The sequence below is a fragment of the Pseudomonas sp. S04 genome (genome assembly GCF_009834545.1).
Classification (GTDB): Bacteria; Pseudomonadota; Gammaproteobacteria; order Pseudomonadales; family Pseudomonadaceae; genus Aquipseudomonas.
Map to the genome: position 1 here is coordinate 2983442 of NZ_CP019427.1, position 18570 is coordinate 3002011.

Here is an 18570-nt window from a genome sequence, read left to right on the forward strand (position 1 = left end):
CTGGCTTGGCGCGGCATCGTTCACGACCATCGCGGGCAAGCCCGCTCCCGCAGGGGGACGGTGTACCCATGGATTGTGCGGGCTTTTGTGCCGGGTTCATGGTGTTCTCGTATCAGCCATACCGTTTACCCGTAGGTTCCGGTGCATCGCTCGCTACATGGGCCGCAACCCTCTACCCTGAGTGTATTGGCAGACCATGGTCCGCCGTCTCAGGACGCCAAGCCCCATGTACAAAGACTTGAAGTTCCCGGTCCTCATCGTTCACCGCGACATCAAGGCCGACACGGTTGCCGGTGACCGTGTCCGGGGTATTGCCAGGGAGTTGGAGCAGGAAGGTTTCAGCGTCGTGTCGGCGGTGGATTACGCGGAAGGGCGACTGGTTGCCTCGACTCACCACGGCCTGGCGTGCATGTTGATTGCCGCCGAGGGGGCGGGGGAAAACACCCACCTGCTGCAGAACATGGCCGAGTTGATCCGGGTGGCCCGCGCCCGGGCGCCGAACCTGCCGATTTTCGCCCTGGGCGAACAGGTCACCCTGGAAAACGCCCCGGCCGACGCCATGAGCGAACTTAACCAGTTGCGCGGCATTCTTTATCTGTTCGAAGACACCGTGCCCTTTCTCGCACGCCAGGTGGCGCGGGCCGCCCGCAGCTACCTGGATGGCTTGCTGCCGCCGTTCTTCAAGGCCCTGGTGCAGCACACCGCCGACTCCAACTATTCCTGGCACACCCCGGGGCACGGTGGGGGCGTGGCCTATCACAAGAGTCCGGTAGGGCAGGCCTTCCACCAGTTTTTCGGGGAAAACACCTTGCGCTCGGACCTCTCGGTCTCGGTGCCCGAACTCGGCTCGCTGCTTGACCACACCGGCCCCCTGGCCGAAGCCGAAGCCCGGGCCGCGCGCAACTTCGGTGCCGACCACACCTTTTTCGTAATCAATGGCACTTCCACCGCCAACAAGATCGTCTGGCAGGCGATGGTCGCCCGCGATGACCTGGTGCTGGTGGACCGCAACTGCCACAAGTCGGTGCTGCATTCGATCATCATGACCGGGGCCATCCCGCTGTACCTGTGCCCCGAGCGCAACGAGCTGGGGATCATCGGCCCGATCCCCTTGAGCGAGTTCAGCCCTGAATCGATCCAGGCCAAGATCGATGCCAGCCCGCTGACCCGTGGCCGTGCCGCCAAAGTCAAGCTGGCGGTGGTCACCAACTCGACCTACGACGGCCTTTGCTACAACGCTGAGCTGATCAAGCAAACCCTGGGCAACAGCGTCGAAGTCCTGCACTTCGACGAGGCCTGGTACGCCTATGCGGCGTTTCACGAGTTCTTCGCCGGGCGCTACGGCATGGGCACTTCGCGTTCGGCCGACAGCCCGCTGGTATTCACCACCCATTCGACCCACAAGCTGCTGGCGGCCTTCAGCCAGGCCTCGATGATTCACGTGCAGGACGGTGGTGCCCGGCAACTGGATCGCGACCGCTTCAATGAAGCCTTCATGATGCACATCTCGACGTCGCCGCAGTACAGCATCATTGCCTCGCTGGACGTGGCGTCGGCGATGATGGAGGGGCCGGCGGGACGCTCGCTGTTGCAGGAAATGTTCGATGAGGCCCTGAGCTTTCGCCGGGCGCTGGCCAATCTGCGCCAACACATTGCTGCCGATGACTGGTGGTTTTCGATCTGGCAGCCGCCTCTGGTGACCGGTATCGACCGGGTCGCAACCGCGGACTGGCTGTTGCTGCCCGAAGACGAGTGGCATGGCTTTGGTGATATCGCCGAGGACTACGTGCTGCTCGACCCGGTCAAGGTGACCCTGGTGATGCCCGGCCTGACCGCCGGCGGGGCGCTGAGCGAGCGTGGGATCCCGGCGGCGGTGGTCAGCAAGTTCCTCTGGGAGCGCGGCCTGGTGGTCGAGAAGACCGGCCTGTATTCGTTCCTGGTGCTGTTCTCGATGGGCATCACCAAGGGCAAGTGGAGCACCTTGCTCACCGAGCTGCTGGAGTTCAAGCGCAGCTACGATGCCAACGTCAGCCTCGCCGCCTGCCTACCCTGTGTGGCCCAGCAGGACGGCGCCCGTTACCAGGGTATGGGCTTGCGCGACCTGTGCGACCAATTGCACGCCTGCTATCGCAGCAACGCCACGGCCAAGCACCTCAAGCGCATGTACACGGTGCTGCCGGAAGTCGCGATGAAGCCGGCCGATGCCTATGATCATCTGGTCCGTGGCGAAGTCGAGGCGGTGCCCATCGATCAATTGCCAGGGCGCATCGCTGCCGTGATGCTGGTACCGTACCCGCCGGGGATTCCACTGATTATGCCCGGTGAGCGTTTTACCGAGGCCACTCGCTCGATCATCGACTACCTGGCGTTTGCCCGCACGTTTGACCGCAGTTTCCCGGGGTTCGTCGCCGATGTGCACGGCCTGCAACATGAAGATGAGGGCAATGGGCGGAACTACACCGTCGATTGCATCAAGATTTGAGGACGTTTCCCAGCATGCAACCGGTCATCAACCCCAAATACCCGGGCCTGGCAGTGCGTGTCGCTGACCAGGGTTTTGCCGCGTACATCTGGGGCAGCGACTTCAGTTTTGAAGTCAGGGCCTATGCCCGCGCCCAACTTGATACACCGGTGGCGGCCTGGCCGCTGCAAACCATCACGCCTTATCGCAAATGCTACGGCATCGACCCCGAGGAGTTCGCCAGTTTCCACGACGCCGCCGACAGTGCGATTTTCATGGCCTTCCTCGATGACCAGCCAGTGGGGCACATCGTGGTCAGCACCAACTGGAACGGCTTCGCCCATATCGACGAGCTGGCGGTGCATGCGCCGGCGCGGCGCCATGGCGTGGCCAAGGCATTGCTCGACGTGGCGCAATTCTGGAGTCGCAAGAAGAAGCTGCCGGGGATCATGCTGGAAACCCAGAACAACAACCTGGGCGCCTGCCGGCTGTATGAGCGTTGTGGGTATGTGATTGGCGGCATCGATCACCTGCGATATCGCGGTATCGACCCGCAGACGGCGGAAGTGGCGTTGTTCTGGTACCGCCTGTTTGCCGACCCGTTGGAGCACCCGGTCAGCCCGCCAGCATCGCCTCGGCTTGTGCCTTGATGATCTCCAGCAGTGCGCTCAATGCCGGTGTGGCGACAGCATTGTCGAGGGTCAGGGCATACAGGTTGATTGGCACTGCCGGTGACAGTGGGCAGACATCCAGGCCGCTGGCCTTGGCACCCAGGGCGGTAAACGGATCGACGATGGCCAGGCCTTCGCCGGCCTCGACCATGCTGCGCATCATCTGGTGAGTCTGCACCCGGGTGTGAATCACCGGGGCGGGGCGCAGGGCCTGCAATTTACTGTCGAACAGCGGGCTCAGTGGGTCGTGGCCTTCCAGCCCGACCAATGACTGGCCCGCCAGGTCCTGCACGCCGATGTACTTCTGTCGCGGTTGCAGCCAGCCGTGGGGGGCCAGCAGCTGCAGCTTGCCCTGGGCCAGGAGTTGGCAGTGAATGTCGGCGTGTTCGGGGTCATGCAGGCTCAAGCCGAGGTCGCTTTCGCGCAGCAGCAGGCTCTTGACGATATCGCGGGTGGGTTGGCTGTGCAGCGAGCAGGGCGCATCGGGATACCGCCGGCGCAGGCTCGCCAGTCCCTGGGGCACCAGTTGCTGGGCCAGGGGCGGAGTGCAGATCACCCGCAACGGCGGGGCCTGATACTGACGCAGGCTGTCGGCCAGGCGTTGCACGGGCTCGAAGGCTTCATACACGCGGTCGATCTGCACCTGTAGCTGGCGGGCTTCGCGGGTCGCCTGCAGGCGCCCGCGCACGCTGGCAAACAGCATGAAGCCGAGATGATCCTCGGCCTCGCGCAACATCCCCTCGATCGCGGCCACCGGCAATTGCAGCATCTCGGCAGCGGTGCCCAGATGGCTGGTTTGCAGGAGTGCCTGGATCACTTCGATATGGCGTAGACGCATGCGTGAAGTCCATGTTCAGCAGGTGAGGGGTAGTGGCTGAATCCTAACCCAAGTCCGTGACGTTGACTTCAGCTCATGACGGCGGGCTCAAGAGGCGACGTTGGCGTCCGGTTCACGAATGATGGTGACGCCCGATTGCACCAGCACAAATTCGTTGCCGTCGAGCTTGTTGACTCGATCACCGATGGCCAGCTTGTAGGTGGTAACAGGAACGGAGGTGCTGAAACCGTCTGCCGACGGGGTGGAATCCTGGAACTCATGCACCGAATAGACACGGCCTTCCGCGTCTCTTGCATGGAATTGTCCGACGAGTACTGCTGCCATCTGCTTAGAACCTCTGGAGATAAGTCACTCAATTTGCGGTTCTGTAGACCGTCGATAAGCTTGGTAAGTTTTCCTACAGGAAAAAAATAGTGTTTTGCCGCGATAACCGCACAACAACCCCCTGAAATGGCACCGAATCATCTATAACTACAGGCTCCTTTAGCCAGATAGTCGGGAATCTCCAATGAGCAAGGTCTATACGGTTGCTGTCCTGGTGGGTAGCTTGAGAAAACAGTCGATCAATCGCAAGGTCGCGCTGGCGCTGGCCGAACTGGCCCCCGCCAACCTGCGCTTGAACATCGTCGAGATTGGTGATCTGGCGCTTTACAACGAAGACATCGACGTAACCCCGCCGGCAGCCTACAGCACTTTTCGCGATCAGGTGAGCTCATCCGACGCGGTGCTGTTCGTGACCCCGGAATACAACCGCTCGGTACCGGCACCGTTGAAGAACGCCATCGACGTTGGTTCACGGCCTTACGGCAAGAGCGCCTGGAGCGGTAAACCGGGCGCGGTGATCAGCGTTTCGCCCGGTGCGGTTGGCGGTTTTGGCGCCAACCACCACCTGCGCCAGTCCCTGGTGTTCCTCGACGTGCCGTGCATGCAACAGCCGGAAGCGTACTTGGGGGGCGCGGGTTCGGCATTCGATGAGGCGGGCAAGCTCTCGGAAAAGGTCCGGCCGTTCCTGCAAGGCTTCATCGACGCCTACGCCAAGTGGGTCGAGCAACACAAAAAATCCTGAGAGAACTGTGTAGCTGCTGCCGAAGGCCGCGTGGGGTTGCGCAGCGACCCCACGCGGTATTGCCATATCGAATGAACGTCCTGCGGCCGTTGACGCAGTCTCGCGAGCTCGACAGCTGCACGGGTGAACCCAATTCCCAAAGTCTGTGCTTTACCAGATATTCGAAATTCCATATATTTGCGCCTGGTTAGTCCAGGCGCACTCCCTCCATGTCCCCATCCTGCAATCCCGTCGAAGTATTCAAGGCTCTGGCCGATGACACCCGCAGCCGTATCGCCTTGCTCATCACCCATGAAGGCGAGCTTTGTGTCTGTGAGCTGACTGCGGCGCTGGACCTCAGCCAGCCAAAAATCTCCCGGCACCTGGCGCAATTGCGCAGCAGTGGTCTGCTCGCCGATCGCCGGCAAGGGCAGTGGGTGTATTACCGGGTTCATCCGCAACTTGCGCCCTGGGTCGCCCGGCTGTTGCGCGAAGCCCTGGTCGCCAACGAGGCCTGGCTGGCTGCGGATATCGCGCGGTTGGTGGCGATGCCTGGCCGTCCACAACGCTGCTGCTGATGGCTTTCTCTTTCCCCAACTCCTGATTGAAGGTTGCTGTGCATGCTGATCGCCTCATTGATTTTTTTGCTGACCATCACCCTGGTGATCTGGCAACCCAAGGGCCTGGGCGTCGGCTGGAGCGCCATGCTCGGCGCGGTGCTGGCCTTGCTCAGTGGCGTGGTGCACTTGAGCGACATCCCCTTGGTCTGGGAAATTATCTGGAATGCCACCGGGACCTTTGTCGCCCTGATCATCATCAGCCTGCTGCTGGATGAAGCCGGTTTTTTTGCCTGGGCGGCCCTGCATGTGGCGCGCTGGGGGCACGGCAGCGGGCGCAAGCTGTTTGCCTATATGGTCTTGCTCGGAGCCCTGGTCTCGGCACTGTTCGCCAACGATGGTGCCGCGCTGATCCTCACTCCGATCGTCATTTCAATGCTGCTGGCCCTGCGGTTTTCGCCGACGGCGACCCTGGCCTTCGTGATGGGCGCCGGATTTATCGCCGACACCGCCAGCCTGCCGCTGGTGGTGTCGAACCTGGTGAACATTGTCTCGGCCGACTTTTTCCACATTGGCTTCAACCGCTATGCCGCGGTGATGGTGCCGGTCAACCTGGTGGCCGTGGCCGCGACCCTGGCGGTACTGCTGTGGTATTTCCGCCGCGATATTCCGCAGCGTTACGAGCCTGAGCAACTGGCGGAGCCGAAGACCGCGATTCACGACAAGGCCACCTTCTTCGCCGGGTGGGCGGTGCTGGCGATCCTGCTGCTGGGGTGTTTTGCCCTGGAGCCGCTGGGGATTCCCATCAGCGCGATTTCCGCGGTGTGCGCGGCGCTATTGCTGGCTATCGCTGCCCGTGGGCACAAGATCTCCACGCGCAAGGTGATGAAGGAAGCGCCTTGGCACATCGTGATTTTTTCCCTGGGCATGTACCTGGTGGTCTACGGCCTGCGCAATGCCGGGCTGACCGCCTACCTGGCCGGCTGGCTGGATCTGTTCGCCCAATATGGCGTGTGGGGCGCGGCCATGGGCACCGGGCTGCTGACGGCGCTGCTGTCGTCGCTGATGAACAACCTGCCGACAGTACTGATCGGTGCCTTGTCGATCGATGCCAGCCAGGCCACCGGGGTGGTCAAGGAGGCGATGATCTACGCCAACGTGATCGGCAGCGACCTGGGGCCGAAAATTACCCCGATCGGCAGTCTCGCGACCTTACTCTGGCTGCATGTGCTGCAACGCAAGAACATCCAGATCGGCTGGGGCTACTACTTCAAGGTGGGGATTGTGCTGACATTGCCGGTGTTGCTGGTGACACTGGCGGCCTTGGCTGTGCGGTTGTCGGTCTAGGACCGCGTTGGCCCTATCGCGGGTGAGCCCGCTCCCACAGTGTTTGGGGTGTTCGCAGGTTTTGCATACACCACCAAACCTGTGGGAGCGGGCTTGCCCGCGATGAGGCCGGCCCAGGCACCGCGTAACTCAGCTCGACCCCGGAACGTTCGGCCACAAATCAGAAACCAGGAACAACCGTTCGGCTTCCTCCCAGTCGCCCTGAGGGTTTTCGCTCAGGCGCACCATCAGCTGTGCCGGCGCCATGGGTTGCAGCTCAGCCAGCCAGGCGTGCAGTTGCTCCGGGCGCCAGGCCTGGTCGGCGCTGTAGTGCGCAGGCGCCAGCCAGGCGTGGCGGGGCAGGTTTACCCAGCGTCCGGGCGGGCGTTGCGCGACAAAGGCCGGCCAGTCCTTCTGGTGCAGCCAGCTGCCGCGCAGGTGTTGCGGGTGGGCACCGGTCGGGGGTTCGGCGTGCCCCGGCCACGGGTACAGCAGATAGCCGCCGAGCCACAGCCTGGCGCTGAACTCCCCGATATCCAGGGCGGCCAGGGCCGCGCGGCTCTCCGGGCGCGCGGAGATCGGCAGCTGGTGTTGGCTCAGGTGCGCCAGCTTCAGGTCCAGTCGGTCGTGGCAACCGGGGCCCAGCCACTGCGCGGGGTCCTGGCCGTTGCCTTGTTGCGGGCCGAGGTAGAGCTTGATTGCCAACTCCAGGTGATGCACACCGTCGCGGTCGCGCAGCAACATGTCCAGCTCCCCCAGGGTATGACCTTCGCGGCGGATCGGCAGGTTGGCGGCAATCAGTTCGATCCCCGGCGCATGCTGCACGGCAAATTGCCACAGACGTTCGTAATACAGGCCCAAGCGCCGGGTGCGAGCCTGGGACAACCAGTGCAGCAGAGCGTAGCTGTCGCGGTCGAGCTCGCGCAGCCAGCGCTCCAGGCGCTGCGGATCGTTCACCCAGTCGCTGCCGGCCAGCGGATGGCGTTGCGGCCAGGGCGTGGCGCTGAGCATCGGCGGGGCGAGAATCACCCACGCCAGGTCGCGCACTTGCGGGTGGTGCAACTGGTGGGGCAGGGTGAGCAAATCGGGGAACAGGATCATTTTGCGAGCATAGCTTCTAAAGTCCCGGCTGAAAGGATTTTGTCTACGCAGCGCTTTCGCCCATAATCGTGGTTTTCGCCGTTGCAGACCCCCGCAGGAGCCCCATGGAGCAATTTCGCAATATCGGCATTATCGGTCGCCTGGGCAGTTCCCAGGTGCTGGATACCGTTCGCCGACTGAAAAGATTCCTGCTTGACCGGCACTTGCACGTGATTCTCGAAGACACCATCGCCGAAGTCCTGCCCGGCCACGGCCTGCAGACCTCGTCGCGCAAGATGCTTGGCGAAGTCTGCGACATGGTGATTGTGGTCGGCGGTGACGGCAGCCTGCTGGGCGCCGCACGGGCACTGGCGCGACACAACATCCCGGTGCTGGGGATCAACCGCGGCAACCTGGGTTTCCTCACCGACATCCGCCCCGACGAGCTGGAAGTCAAGGTCGCCGAAGTGCTGGACGGCCACTACCTGGTGGAAAACCGCTTCCTGCTCCAGGCCGAAGTGCGCCGCCATGCCGAAGCCATCGGCCAGGGCGATGCCCTTAATGACGTGGTGCTGCACCCCGGCAAGTCGACCCGGATGATCGAGTTCGAGCTGTACATCGACGGCCAGTTCGTCTGCAGCCAGAAAGCCGACGGCCTGATCGTCGCCACACCCACCGGTTCCACGGCCTACGCGCTGTCGGCCGGCGGCCCGATCATGCATCCCAAGCTCGATGCCATTGTGATTGTGCCGATGTACCCCCATACCTTGTCCGGACGGCCGATCGTGGTCGATGGCAACAGTGAGCTGAAAATCGTCGTGTCCAAGGATATGCAGATTTACCCGCAGGTTTCCTGTGATGGGCAGAATCACTTTACCTGCGCCCCCGGCGACACCATCACTATCAGCAAGAAGGCGCAGAAGTTGCGGCTGATCCACCCACTGGACCACAACTACTACGAAGTCTGCCGGACCAAGCTTGGCTGGGGCAGCCGTTTGGGTGGTGGAGGCGACTGATGCTCGATCCCGCGCGTAGCTACGACCTGATCGGTGACGTGCACGGTTGCGCTCATACCCTTGAGCATCTGCTGGACCGACTCGGGTACCACAAGATGGGTGGCGTGTGGCGTCACCCATCGCGCATGGCGGTGTTCCTGGGCGACGTCATCGACCGTGGCCCGCGCATCCGCGAGGCGCTGCACCTGGTGCACGACATGGTCGAGGCAGGCCAGGCGCTGTGCATCATGGGCAACCACGAGTTCAACGCGCTGGGCTGGAGCACACCGGCACCACCGGGCAGCGGCAAGCAGTACGTGCGCGAGCACACCCCGCGCCATGCCCGGCTGATCGATGAAACCCTGAGCCAGTTTGCCCACCACCCCGCAGACTGGCACGACTTCCTCGAATGGTTCTACGAGATGCCGCTGTTTGTCGACGCCGGGCGTTTCCGGGTAGTGCATGCCTGCTGGGACGGTGGCTTGATCGACCTGCTGCGCCGCCAGCACCCTGACGGCTGCGTGGATGAACACTTCGTCCAGGCCGCGGCGGTCAGCGGCAGCTTTGCCTGCATGGCCTTCGACCGCCTGTTGCGCGGCACCGACATGCGCCTGCCCCACGGCTTGACCATGACCAGCGGCGATGGCCTGACGCGTTCGTTCTTCCGTACCAAATTCTGGGAAGACAACCCGCAGACCTACGGCGACATCGTGTTCCAGCCGGACGCCTTGCCCGAACCCGTGGCCCAGACCCCGCTGACCCCAGTGGAAAAAGACACCCTGCTGCGCTATGGCGTCGACGAGCCCTTGTTGTTCGTCGGCCACTACTGGCGCAGCGGCAAACCAGCGCCCATCCGCCAGAACCTGGCGTGCCTGGACTACAGCGCAGTGCTGTACGGCAAGCTGGTTGCCTATCGACTTGACCAGGAAACCCGACTCGACCCGAGCAAATTCGTCTGGGTCGATGTCGAACGGCCGGAGGCCCTGCAATGAGTGCTGTTGCTGTATTACGTCTGCCCCTGACTGTGGACCTCAGTGGTTTTGTCAAACTGCTGCAACGTATGCAGGTGCCCCATCGAGTCAGCGAGGAGGCGGGACAGCAGGTGCTCTGGGTGCCGCACGCCGTCAGCGAAGACGTGCGCGCGCTGTACCAACGGTTTCCAGCAGGTGATCCCGATCAGCAACTGGACTTGCCGCCCGCGGCGAAATCCCAGCGTCCGGGTTTTATTGCGCAACTGCGCGCCAGCCCCATGACCGCCTTGGTGCTGCTGCTGACGCTGATCGTCGGCGCTATCACCTTACTGGGGACCAACCTCGATACGATGCGCTGGTTCACCTTCCTGCAGTTTCGCGTGGTGGGCGAGTACATCCATTTCACCCCCCTGGCCGACAGCCTGGCGGCAGGGCAGTGGTGGCGCCTGGTGACGCCGATGCTGATCCACTTCGGTTTCCTGCACGTGGCCATGAACGGCATGTGGTACTGGGAACTGGGACGGCGCATCGAAGCGCGCCAGGGTGGCATCAACCTGTTGGGCCTGACCCTGCTGTTCAGCCTGGTGTCGAACTACGCCCAGTATTTTTACGGCGGTCCGGGGCTGTTCGGCGGCCTGTCCGGAGTGCTGTACGGCCTGCTTGGGCACTGCTGGATCTACCAATGGCTGGCGCCGAACCCGGCTTATCGCTTGCCGCGTGGCGTGCTGGTGATGATGCTGGTGTGGCTGGTGCTCTGTCTGTCGGGGCTGATCTCGCTGATCGGTTTCGGCGAAATCGCCAATGCGGCCCACGTCGGCGGGTTACTCGTCGGCTGCGCCACCGGTTTGTTGGGCGGCTTGTACAGTCGTCGTAAAACAGCCCTCTAATCTGTTTAGTAAATGAAGAGCACGGAGACCCTGATGTCCTCTTTTAGCGAAATGATCAACAACATCACCCCCGAGATCTACCAGAGCCTGAAACTGGCAGTGGAGATCGGCAAGTGGTCCGACGGCGGCAAACTCACCGCCGAGCAGCGTGAACTGTCGTTGCAGGCAATGATTGCCTGGGAAGTGCAGAACCTGCCCGAAGACCAGCGCACCGGCTACATGGGCCCGCAGGAATGCAGCTCCAAGTCGATCGAAGTGCCGAATATCCTGTTCAAGTCGGATGCCATCCATTGATCGAGATTGGCCGCGGTGCAATCAGTAAAATGTCGGCGCGCCTCGACGCGTCGGCGGTGCAATACGCCTTTCGCCTGGGCGATACCGAGGTGCCGGTCAACCCGCTGATCGGCAGCACGCTGCGCCTGGAGTTCCTGGGGGCGATCCACTGCAGCCATTGTGGACGCAAGACCAAGACCAGCTTCAGCCAGGGTTACTGCTACCCGTGCATGACCAAGCTGGCGCAGTGCGACGTCTGCATCATGAGCCCGGAACGCTGTCACTACGACGCCGGCACCTGCCGCGACCCGGGCTGGGGCGAGCAGTTCTGCATGACCGATCACATTGTGTATCTGTCCAACTCTTCCGGGGTCAAGGTCGGGATCACCCGTGCCACCCAGTTGCCGACCCGCTGGATCGACCAGGGCGCCCGCCAGGCACTGCCCATCATGCGGGTGTCGACCCGTCAGCAATCGGGGTTCGTCGAAGACCTGTTCCGCAGCCAGGTGGCCGACAAGACCAACTGGCGCGCCTTGCTCAAGGGCGAAGCGCCCGCGGTCGACCTGGCCGCGGTTCGCGATCAACTGTTTGCCAGCTGTGCCGAAGGCCTGCAAGGCTTGCAGGCGCGTTTTGGCTTGCAGGCGATCCAACCGGTCACCGATGTCGAGCCGCTGGAGATCCATTACCCGGTGCAACAATACCCGGCGAAGATTGTCAGTTTTAACCTGGACAAGAACCCGATTGCCGAAGGCACGCTGATGGGGATCAAGGGCCAGTACCTGATCTTCGACACCGGCGTGATCAATATTCGTAAATACACGGCCTACCAGCTCGCCGTGCATCAGTAGAAGGATTCGAGCCATGCGCACCGAACAACCGAAGATGATTTACCTGAAGGACTATCAGGCGCCTGAGTACCTGATCGACGAGACGCACCTGACCTTCGAGTTGTTCGAGGACCACAGCCTGGTCCATGCGCAACTGGTGATGCGCCGCAACCCGGCCCAAGGCGCCGGCCTGCCGCCGCTGGTGCTCGACGGCCAGCAGCTGGAACTGCTGTCGGTGGCCCTGGGCGATAACACGCTGACGCCGGCCGACTATCAGTTGAGCGACAGCCACCTGACCCTGCACCCGACCAGCGCCAGCTTCACGGTCGATACCAGCGTGCGCATCCACCCGCAAACCAACACCGCCCTGGAAGGCCTGTACAAGTCCAGTGGCATGTTCTGCACCCAGTGCGAGGCCGAGGGTTTTCGCAAGATCACCTACTACCTCGACCGCCCGGACGTGATGAGCAAGTTCACCACCACGGTCAGCGCCGAGCAGCACAGCTATCCGGTGCTGCTGTCCAACGGCAACCCGATTGCCTCAGGCCCAGGCGAAGACGGCCGGCACTGGGCGACCTGGGAAGACCCGTTCATGAAACCGGCCTACCTGTTCGCCCTGGTGGCCGGTGACCTGTGGTGCGTCGAAGACACCTTCACCACCATGACCCAACGCAGCGTGGCCCTGCGCATCTATGTCGAGCCGGAAAACATCGACAAGTGCCAGCACGCCATGAACAGCCTGAAGAAGTCCATGCGCTGGGACGAAGAAGTCTACGGTCGCGAGTACGACCTGGACATCTTCATGATCGTCGCGGTCAACGACTTCAACATGGGTGCCATGGAGAACAAGGGTCTCAACATCTTCAACTCCAGTTGCGTGCTGGCCCGTGCCGAAACCGCCACCGATGCCGCCCACCAGCGGGTCGAGGCGGTGGTCGCCCACGAGTACTTCCACAACTGGTCGGGCAACCGCGTGACGTGCCGCGACTGGTTCCAGTTGTCGCTCAAGGAAGGTTTCACGGTGTTCCGCGATGCCGAGTTCTCCGCTGACATGCATTCGCGCACCGTCAAGCGGATCGAGGACGTCGCCTACCTGCGCACCCATCAGTTCGCCGAGGATGCCGGCCCCATGGCGCATGCCGTGCGCCCGGACAGCTTCATCGAGATTTCCAACTTCTACACCCTGACGGTCTACGAGAAGGGCTCGGAAGTGGTGCGCATGATCCGCACCTTGCTCGGCAACGAAGGGTTCCGCAAAGGCAGCGACCTGTATTTCGAGCGTCATGACGGTCAGGCCGTGACCTGTGATGATTTCATCAAGGCCATGGAAGACGCCAACGCGGTCGACCTGACCCAGTTCAAGCGCTGGTACAGCCAGGCCGGTACGCCGCGTCTGGCGGTCAGCGAGTCGTACGATGCCGCGGCCCGGACCTACAGCCTGACGGTGCGCCAGAGCTGCCCGGAAACCCCGGACAAGGTGCAGAAACTGCCGTTCGTGATTCCCCTGGAACTGGGCCTGCTGGACCGCCAGGGCGCGGCGATTGCCCTGCGCCTGAGCGGCGAAGCGGCGGCCAGTGGCACCTCCCGCGTGCTGTCGGTGACCGAAGCCGAACAGACTTTCACCTTCCTCGACATTGCCGAACACCCGCTGCCGTCCTTGCTGCGCGGTTTCTCGGCACCGGTGAAACTGAGCTTCCCGTACAACCGCGACCAATTGATGTTCCTGATGCAGCACGACAGCGACGGCTTCAACCGTTGGGAAGCCGGCCAGCAACTGTCGGTGCAAGTGCTCCAGGAACTGATCGGCCAGCACCAGGCGGGGCAGGCACTGGCCCTCGACCAGCGTTTGATCGAAGCGCTGCGCAGCGTGCTCGCCGATCCGGGCCTGGACCAGGCCATGGTTGCCGAAATGCTCTCGCTGCCGAGTGAAGCCTACCTGACCGAAATCAGCGAAGTGGCGGACGTCGAGGCAATTCATGCCGCCCGTGAATTTGCTCGCAAACAACTGGCCGAGCAACTGTTCGAAGGGTTGTGGCTGCGTTACCAGGCCAATCGCGAGCTGTCCCGGCAGACACCGTACCTCGCTGAGGCCGAGCACTTTGCCCGGCGCAGCCTGCAGAACATCGCCTTGTCCTACCTGATGCTCAGCGCCAAGCCTGAAGTCCTGGCCGCGACCCTTGAGCAGTTCGAGGCCTGCGACAACATGACCGAGCGCCTGACGGCGTTGGCGGTGCTGGTCAATTCGCCGTTCGAGGCCGAGAGGGCCAAGGCCCTGGCGAGCTTCGCCGAGCACTTCAAGGACAATCCGCTGGTCATGGACCAATGGTTCAGCGTTCAGGCTGGCAGCGGCCTGCCGGGTGGCTTGCAGCGCGTGCGGCAACTGATGGAGCACCCGGCGTTCAACCTCAGGAACCCGAACAAGGTCCGGGCGCTGGTGGGGGCGTTCGCCGGGCAGAACCTGATCAACTTCCACGCCGCCGACGGCTCGGGCTATCGCTTCCTCGCTGACCTGGTGATCGAGCTCAACGGCTTCAATCCGCAGATCGCCTCGCGTCAACTGGCGCCGTTGACCCGCTGGCGCAAATACGACAGCGCCCGCCAGGCGCTGATGAAAGCTCAACTGGAACGCATCCGCGCCTCGGGCGAACTGTCCAGCGACGTCTTCGAGGTGGTCAGCAAAAGCCTGGCTTAGGTAGGAGCGGGCTCCCGCTTGCGGTGCCCGCTTGCGGCTCCCGCTTGCGGTGCCCGCTTGCGGCTCCCGCTTGCGGTGCCCGCTTGCGGTTTCCTATTCAACATCGATGGCGCCTGACCCACCGCCATCGCGAGCAAGCTCGCTCCTACAAAAGGGCTTAACTGATCGACATTAACCTTCGTGGCCTTTTTTCATCATGCGCACGAATGCCTTGCCATTCAGCGCCTACCCTTACTCCCCAAGTTAACAAAACATAACGTGGCGTCGATTGTCAGACGATTCTAAAGCTGGATAGGATAGGCCAGCTTCCGAGAAGGGGCTCTAGATTGCAGGTTTCAGCTCAACGCTGAATCCGGTCATCCGGTAGCACGCCCCGCACGGCGCCCTGAAAGGTTGAACGACCTAACAATAATAATGGGGGAAAGGTCTATGAGTGAGCCTGTCATGGGTGTGGGTATTGGCCGCCCGCCGGCACCACGCAGATTCGCGTTGCTGGCTACAGCGCTCTCGCTGTTGGGCAGCGCGGTCCTGTCGGCACCGGCCCTGGCGAATGCCACGCCAGCCGTCGATACGGTCTATTCCATTGAGTCGGCCAAGTCCGCCAAGGGCTTGATGCTGGATGTCGTGCATGCTGGCAAGCGGCTGATCGCGGTCGGTGACCGCGGGCACATTCTCTATTCCGATGACCAGGGCAGCACCTGGACCCAGGCCAAGGTGCCTTCGCGGCAGTTGCTGACCTCGGTGTTCTTCGTCGATGACCAGCATGGCTGGGCCGTCGGTCACGATGCGCAGATCCTCGCCAGCGCCGACGGCGGAGTGACCTGGACCAAGCAGTTCGAAGACCTCAAACGCGAAGCGCCGTTGCTCGACGTCTGGTTCAAGGACGCCAGCAACGGCTTTGCCGTGGGTGCCTATGGCGCGCTACTGGAAACCACCGACGCCGGGAAAACCTGGGAAGACGTCAGTGACCGCCTCGACAACGAAGATCAGTACCACCTCAACGCCATTGCCGCGGTCAAGGATGCCGGCCTGTTCATCGTCGGAGAGCAGGGCAGCATGTTCCGCTCCGCCGATTGGGGCCAGACCTGGGAACGGGTCGAAGGCCCGTACGAGGGTTCGCTGTTCGGGGTCATCGGCACCGCCCAGCCATCGACGCTGCTGGCCTACGGCTTGCGCGGCAACCTGTTCCGCTCCAGCGATTTTGGCAGCACCTGGGAGCCGGTCGAGCTCAAGGCCGCGCGCGGCGCCCTGGAATTCGGCCTGTCTGGCGCGACCTTGCTCGAGGATGGCTCGATCGTGATCGTCGGCAACGGCGGCAGCGTGGTGCGCAGCAATGACGACGGGCAGACCTTCAGTGTGTTCAATCGCCCAGACCGGATTTCGGTGGCGGGCGTCACGGCGGCAGGCAACGGCAATTTGATTTTGGTCGGACAGGGCGGTGTTCGCGCCACTTCGCCAACCGGCGCAGAACTGAATAAATGAGCCGGGCAAATAATAAGAAGGCGGAGAAATGACATCCATGAGCAGTCATCATCAAGACAAGGCGACGTTTCTCGAGCGCCTGATTTTCAACAACCGCCCGGCAGTCATCGTGATCTGCCTGCTGGTGAGCATTTTCCTGTTCTGGCAGGCGACGCTGATCCGGCCTTCCACCAGCTTCGAAAAAATGATCCCGCTACAGCATCCGTTCATTGAAAAAATGATGGAGCATCGCAACGATCTGGCGAACCTGGGCAACACCGTGCGGATTTCGGTGGAGGCCACCAACGGTGACATCTTCTCCAAGGAGTACATGGAGACCCTGCGCCAGATCAATGACGAGGTGTTCTACATCTCCGGCGTCGATCGCTCGGGCCTGAAGTCGCTGTGGAGCCCCAGCGTACGCTGGACCGAAGTGACCGAGGAGGGCTTTGCCGGCGGTGAAGTGATCCCGCAGAGCTACAACGGCTCGGCCGACAGCCTCGAACTGCTGCGCAACAACGTGCTCAAGTCCGGCCAGGTCGGACGCCTGGTGTCCAACGACTTCAAGTCGAGCATCGTCGACATTCCGCTGCTGGAGTCCTACCCGGACCCGCAAGACCAGGGCAAGCTGCTGGCGCTGGACTACCAGAAGTTCTCCCACGAACTTGAAGACAAGATCCGCAACAAGTTCGAGCAACAGAACCCCAACATCAAGATCCACATCGTCGGTTTTGCCAAGAAGGTCGGTGACCTGATCGATGGCCTGATCATGGTGGTGCTGTTCTTCGGCGTGGCCTTTGTCATCACCCTGGTCCTGCTGTTGTGGTTCACCAACTGCGTGCGCAGCACCATCGCCGTACTGAGTACCACCCTGGTGGCGGTGATCTGGCAACTGGGCTTGATGCATGCGTTCGGCTTCGGCCTGGACCCGTACTCGATGCTGGTGCCGTTCCTGATCTTCGCCATCGGTATTTCCCACGGCGTGCAGAAAATCAACGGTATCGCCCTGCAATCCAGCGAGGCCGACAACGCGCTGACCGCAGCCCGGCGCACGTTCCGCCAGCTGTTCCTGCCGGGCATGATCGCGATCCTGGCGGACGCGGTGGGCTTCATTACCTTGCTGATCATCGACATCGGGGTGATTCGCGAGCTGGCCATCGGCGCCTCCATCGGCGTGGCGGTGATCGTGTTCACCAACCTGATCCTGTTGCCGGTGGCGATTTCCTACGTAGGCATCAGCAAGCGTGCCATCGCCAAAAGCAAGAAGGACGCAACCCGCGAACACCCGTTCTGGCGCCTGCTGTCGAACTTCGCCAGCTCCAAAGTCGCGCCAGTGTCGATCCTGATCGCCCTGATCGCCTTCGGTGGCGGCCTGTGGTACAGCAAAAACCTGAAAATCGGTGACCTCGACCAGGGCGCACCGGAGCTGCGTCCGGACTCGCGCTACAACAAGGACAACAACTTCATCATCAACAACTATTCCACCAGCTCCGACGTACTGGTGGTGATGGTCAAGACCAAGTCCGAAGGCTGCTCGCGCTACGAGGCCATGGCACCGATCGATGAGCTGATGTGGAAAATGCAGAACACCGAGGGCGTGCAGTCGGCGATTTCCCTGGTGACCGTGTCCAAGCAGATGATCAAGGGCATGAACGAGGGCAACCTGAAATGGGAAACCCTGTCGCGTAACCCTGACGTGCTGAACAACTCCATCGCCCGCGCCGACGGCCTGTACAACAACAGTTGCTCCCTGGCGCCGGTGCTGGTGTTCCTCAACGACCACAAGGCCGAAACCCTCGACCGTGCGGTACATGCGGTGCAGGAGTTTGCCAAGGAAAACAACAAGGATGGCCTGGAGTTCATCCTTGCCGCCGGTAACGCCGGGATCGAGGCGGCCACCAACGAGGTGATCAAGGAGTCGGAGCTGACCATCCTGATCCTGGTCTACATCTGTGTAGCCACCATGTGCATGATCACCTTCCGTTCCTGGGCGGCGACCTTGTGCATCGTCTTGCCGCTGGTCCTGACCTCGGTGCTGGGTAACGCCCTGATGGCCTTCATGGGCATCGGCGTGAAGGTTGCGACCTTGCCGGTGGTGGCGCTCGGGGTGGGGATTGGCGTGGACTACGGCATCTACATCTACAGCCGCCTGGAAAGCTTCCTGCGCGCCGGCCTGCCATTGCAGGAGGCTTACTACCAGACGCTGAAATCCACCGGCAAGGCGGTGCTGTTCACCGGCCTGTGCCTGGCCATCGGCGTGTGCACCTGGATCTTCTCGGCGATCAAGTTCCAGGCCGACATGGGCTTGATGCTGACCTTCATGCTGCTGTGGAACATGTTTGGCGCCCTGTGGCTGTTGCCAGCCCTGGCGCGGTTCCTGATCAAACCGGAGAAACTGGCAGGGCAGAAGGGTAATTCGCTGTTCGCCCACTGATCCAGCGCCCCAAGGACACAGAAGACCGCAGCCAAGGCTGCGGTCTTCTGCT

The 18570-nt window shown here is 62.2% G+C and carries 16 protein-coding genes; 13 read left to right on the forward strand and 3 right to left on the reverse strand.

Annotated features, from left to right (window positions below):
- The first annotated feature begins 226 nt into the window (after positions 1-226).
- Both PspS04_RS13290 and PspS04_RS13295 read left to right on the forward strand, forming a co-directional pair.
- Positions 227-2482, forward strand: coding sequence for an Orn/Lys/Arg decarboxylase N-terminal domain-containing protein (locus tag PspS04_RS13290; RefSeq protein WP_159995783.1), 2256 nt, complete (start codon positions 227-229; stop codon positions 2480-2482).
- Positions 2483-2496: 14 nt separating this feature from the next.
- Positions 2497-3111 carry a GNAT family N-acetyltransferase gene (locus PspS04_RS13295; RefSeq protein ID WP_095168825.1) on the forward strand — a complete coding sequence of 205 codons (615 nt, stop codon included), beginning with the start codon at positions 2497-2499 and terminating at the stop codon, positions 3109-3111.
- Here PspS04_RS13295 and PspS04_RS13300 read toward each other — a convergent pair.
- Both PspS04_RS13300 and PspS04_RS13305 read right to left on the reverse strand, forming a co-directional pair.
- On the reverse strand, positions 3077-3970 hold the full coding sequence (locus PspS04_RS13300) for a LysR substrate-binding domain-containing protein (protein WP_159995785.1): 894 nt from the start codon (positions 3968-3970) through the stop codon (positions 3077-3079). The genes PspS04_RS13295 and PspS04_RS13300 overlap by 35 nt on opposite strands.
- 87 nt (positions 3971-4057) lie before the next feature.
- The gene (locus tag PspS04_RS13305) at positions 4058-4294 is read right to left on the reverse strand and encodes a hypothetical protein (protein WP_095168823.1); all 237 of its coding nucleotides are present in this window, start codon (positions 4292-4294) and stop codon (positions 4058-4060) included.
- Between the two features lie 184 nt (positions 4295-4478).
- Here PspS04_RS13305 and PspS04_RS13310 point away from each other — a divergent pair, with 184 nt between their 5' ends.
- From PspS04_RS13310 to PspS04_RS13320, 3 genes are all read left to right on the forward strand, one after another.
- Positions 4479-5036, forward strand: coding sequence for an NADPH-dependent FMN reductase (locus tag PspS04_RS13310; protein WP_095168822.1), 558 nt, complete (start codon positions 4479-4481; stop codon positions 5034-5036).
- Positions 5037-5245: 209 nt separating this feature from the next.
- Positions 5246-5593, forward strand: a complete 348-nt coding sequence (locus PspS04_RS13315) for a metalloregulator ArsR/SmtB family transcription factor (protein ID WP_095168821.1) — start codon at positions 5246-5248, stop codon at positions 5591-5593.
- Between the two features lie 42 nt (positions 5594-5635).
- On the forward strand, positions 5636-6919 hold the full coding sequence (locus PspS04_RS13320; RefSeq protein ID WP_159995787.1) for an arsenic transporter: 1284 nt from the start codon (positions 5636-5638) through the stop codon (positions 6917-6919).
- A gap of 129 nt (positions 6920-7048) precedes the next feature.
- On the opposite strand, the gene PspS04_RS13325 is transcribed toward PspS04_RS13320, so the two are convergent.
- Positions 7049-7999 (reverse strand): DUF1853 family protein, encoded by a 951-nt coding sequence (locus tag PspS04_RS13325; RefSeq protein ID WP_159995789.1) that lies wholly within the window; start codon positions 7997-7999, stop codon positions 7049-7051.
- 104 nt (positions 8000-8103) lie between these two features.
- Here PspS04_RS13325 and PspS04_RS13330 point away from each other — a divergent pair, with 104 nt between their 5' ends.
- The 8 genes from PspS04_RS13330 to PspS04_RS13365 all read left to right on the forward strand — a co-directional run bounded on the left by PspS04_RS13330 (position 8104) and on the right by PspS04_RS13365 (position 18518).
- Positions 8104-8994: an NAD(+) kinase gene (locus PspS04_RS13330; protein ID WP_095168818.1), complete on the forward strand. Its 891-nt coding sequence runs from the start codon at positions 8104-8106 to the stop codon at positions 8992-8994.
- Positions 8991-9965, forward strand: coding sequence for a metallophosphoesterase (locus tag PspS04_RS13335; RefSeq protein ID WP_442966642.1), 975 nt, complete (start codon positions 8991-8993; stop codon positions 9963-9965). The genes PspS04_RS13330 and PspS04_RS13335 overlap by 4 nt, the downstream gene beginning before the upstream one ends.
- Entirely contained in the window at positions 9962-10831 is an 870-nt protein-coding gene (locus PspS04_RS13340; RefSeq protein WP_095168816.1) for a rhomboid family intramembrane serine protease, read from the forward strand. Before PspS04_RS13335 ends, PspS04_RS13340 begins: the two co-directional genes overlap by 4 nt.
- A 33-nt stretch (positions 10832-10864) precedes the next feature.
- Positions 10865-11125 (forward strand): YeaC family protein, encoded by a 261-nt coding sequence (locus PspS04_RS13345; protein ID WP_095168815.1) that lies wholly within the window; start codon positions 10865-10867, stop codon positions 11123-11125.
- Positions 11122-11952 carry a DUF2797 domain-containing protein gene (locus PspS04_RS13350; protein WP_159995793.1) on the forward strand — a complete coding sequence of 277 codons (831 nt, stop codon included), beginning with the start codon at positions 11122-11124 and terminating at the stop codon, positions 11950-11952. Before PspS04_RS13345 ends, PspS04_RS13350 begins: the two co-directional genes overlap by 4 nt.
- Positions 11953-11965: 13 nt before the next feature.
- Complete coding sequence (pepN, locus tag PspS04_RS13355; RefSeq protein WP_159995795.1) at positions 11966-14623, forward strand: aminopeptidase N; 2658 nt, start codon at positions 11966-11968, stop codon at positions 14621-14623.
- Positions 14624-15052: 429 nt separating this feature from the next.
- Positions 15053-16105 carry a YCF48-related protein gene (locus tag PspS04_RS13360; protein ID WP_159995797.1) on the forward strand — a complete coding sequence of 351 codons (1053 nt, stop codon included), beginning with the start codon at positions 15053-15055 and terminating at the stop codon, positions 16103-16105.
- 37 nt (positions 16106-16142) lie between these two features.
- Positions 16143-18518 carry an efflux RND transporter permease subunit gene (locus PspS04_RS13365; RefSeq protein WP_371917593.1) on the forward strand — a complete coding sequence of 792 codons (2376 nt, stop codon included), beginning with the start codon at positions 16143-16145 and terminating at the stop codon, positions 18516-18518.
- The last annotated feature ends 52 nt before the right edge of the window (positions 18519-18570 follow it).

Bases quoted from the DNA above. Each gene is read 5' to 3' on its own strand.
- PspS04_RS13290 (WP_159995783.1), top strand. From the start codon at position 227: ATGTACAAAGACTTGAAGTTCCCGGTCCTCATCGTTCACCGCGACATC.
- PspS04_RS13295 (WP_095168825.1), top strand. From the start codon at position 2,497: ATGCAACCGGTCATCAACCCCAAATACCCGGGCCTGGCAGTGCGTGTC.
- PspS04_RS13300 (WP_159995785.1), bottom strand. From the start codon at position 3,970: ATGCGTCTACGCCATATCGAAGTGATCCAGGCACTCCTGCAAACCAGC.
- PspS04_RS13305 (WP_095168823.1), bottom strand. From the start codon at position 4,294: ATGGCAGCAGTACTCGTCGGACAATTCCATGCAAGAGACGCGGAAGGC.
- PspS04_RS13310 (WP_095168822.1), top strand. From the start codon at position 4,479: ATGAGCAAGGTCTATACGGTTGCTGTCCTGGTGGGTAGCTTGAGAAAA.
- PspS04_RS13315 (WP_095168821.1), top strand. From the start codon at position 5,246: ATGTCCCCATCCTGCAATCCCGTCGAAGTATTCAAGGCTCTGGCCGAT.
- PspS04_RS13320 (WP_159995787.1), top strand. From the start codon at position 5,636: ATGCTGATCGCCTCATTGATTTTTTTGCTGACCATCACCCTGGTGATC.
- PspS04_RS13325 (WP_159995789.1), bottom strand. From the start codon at position 7,999: ATGATCCTGTTCCCCGATTTGCTCACCCTGCCCCACCAGTTGCACCAC.
- PspS04_RS13330 (WP_095168818.1), top strand. From the start codon at position 8,104: ATGGAGCAATTTCGCAATATCGGCATTATCGGTCGCCTGGGCAGTTCC.
- PspS04_RS13340 (WP_095168816.1), top strand. From the start codon at position 9,962: ATGAGTGCTGTTGCTGTATTACGTCTGCCCCTGACTGTGGACCTCAGT.
- PspS04_RS13345 (WP_095168815.1), top strand. From the start codon at position 10,865: ATGTCCTCTTTTAGCGAAATGATCAACAACATCACCCCCGAGATCTAC.
- pepN (WP_159995795.1), top strand. From the start codon at position 11,966: ATGCGCACCGAACAACCGAAGATGATTTACCTGAAGGACTATCAGGCG.
- PspS04_RS13360 (WP_159995797.1), top strand. From the start codon at position 15,053: ATGAGTGAGCCTGTCATGGGTGTGGGTATTGGCCGCCCGCCGGCACCA.
- PspS04_RS13365 (WP_371917593.1), top strand. From the start codon at position 16,143: ATGAGCAGTCATCATCAAGACAAGGCGACGTTTCTCGAGCGCCTGATT.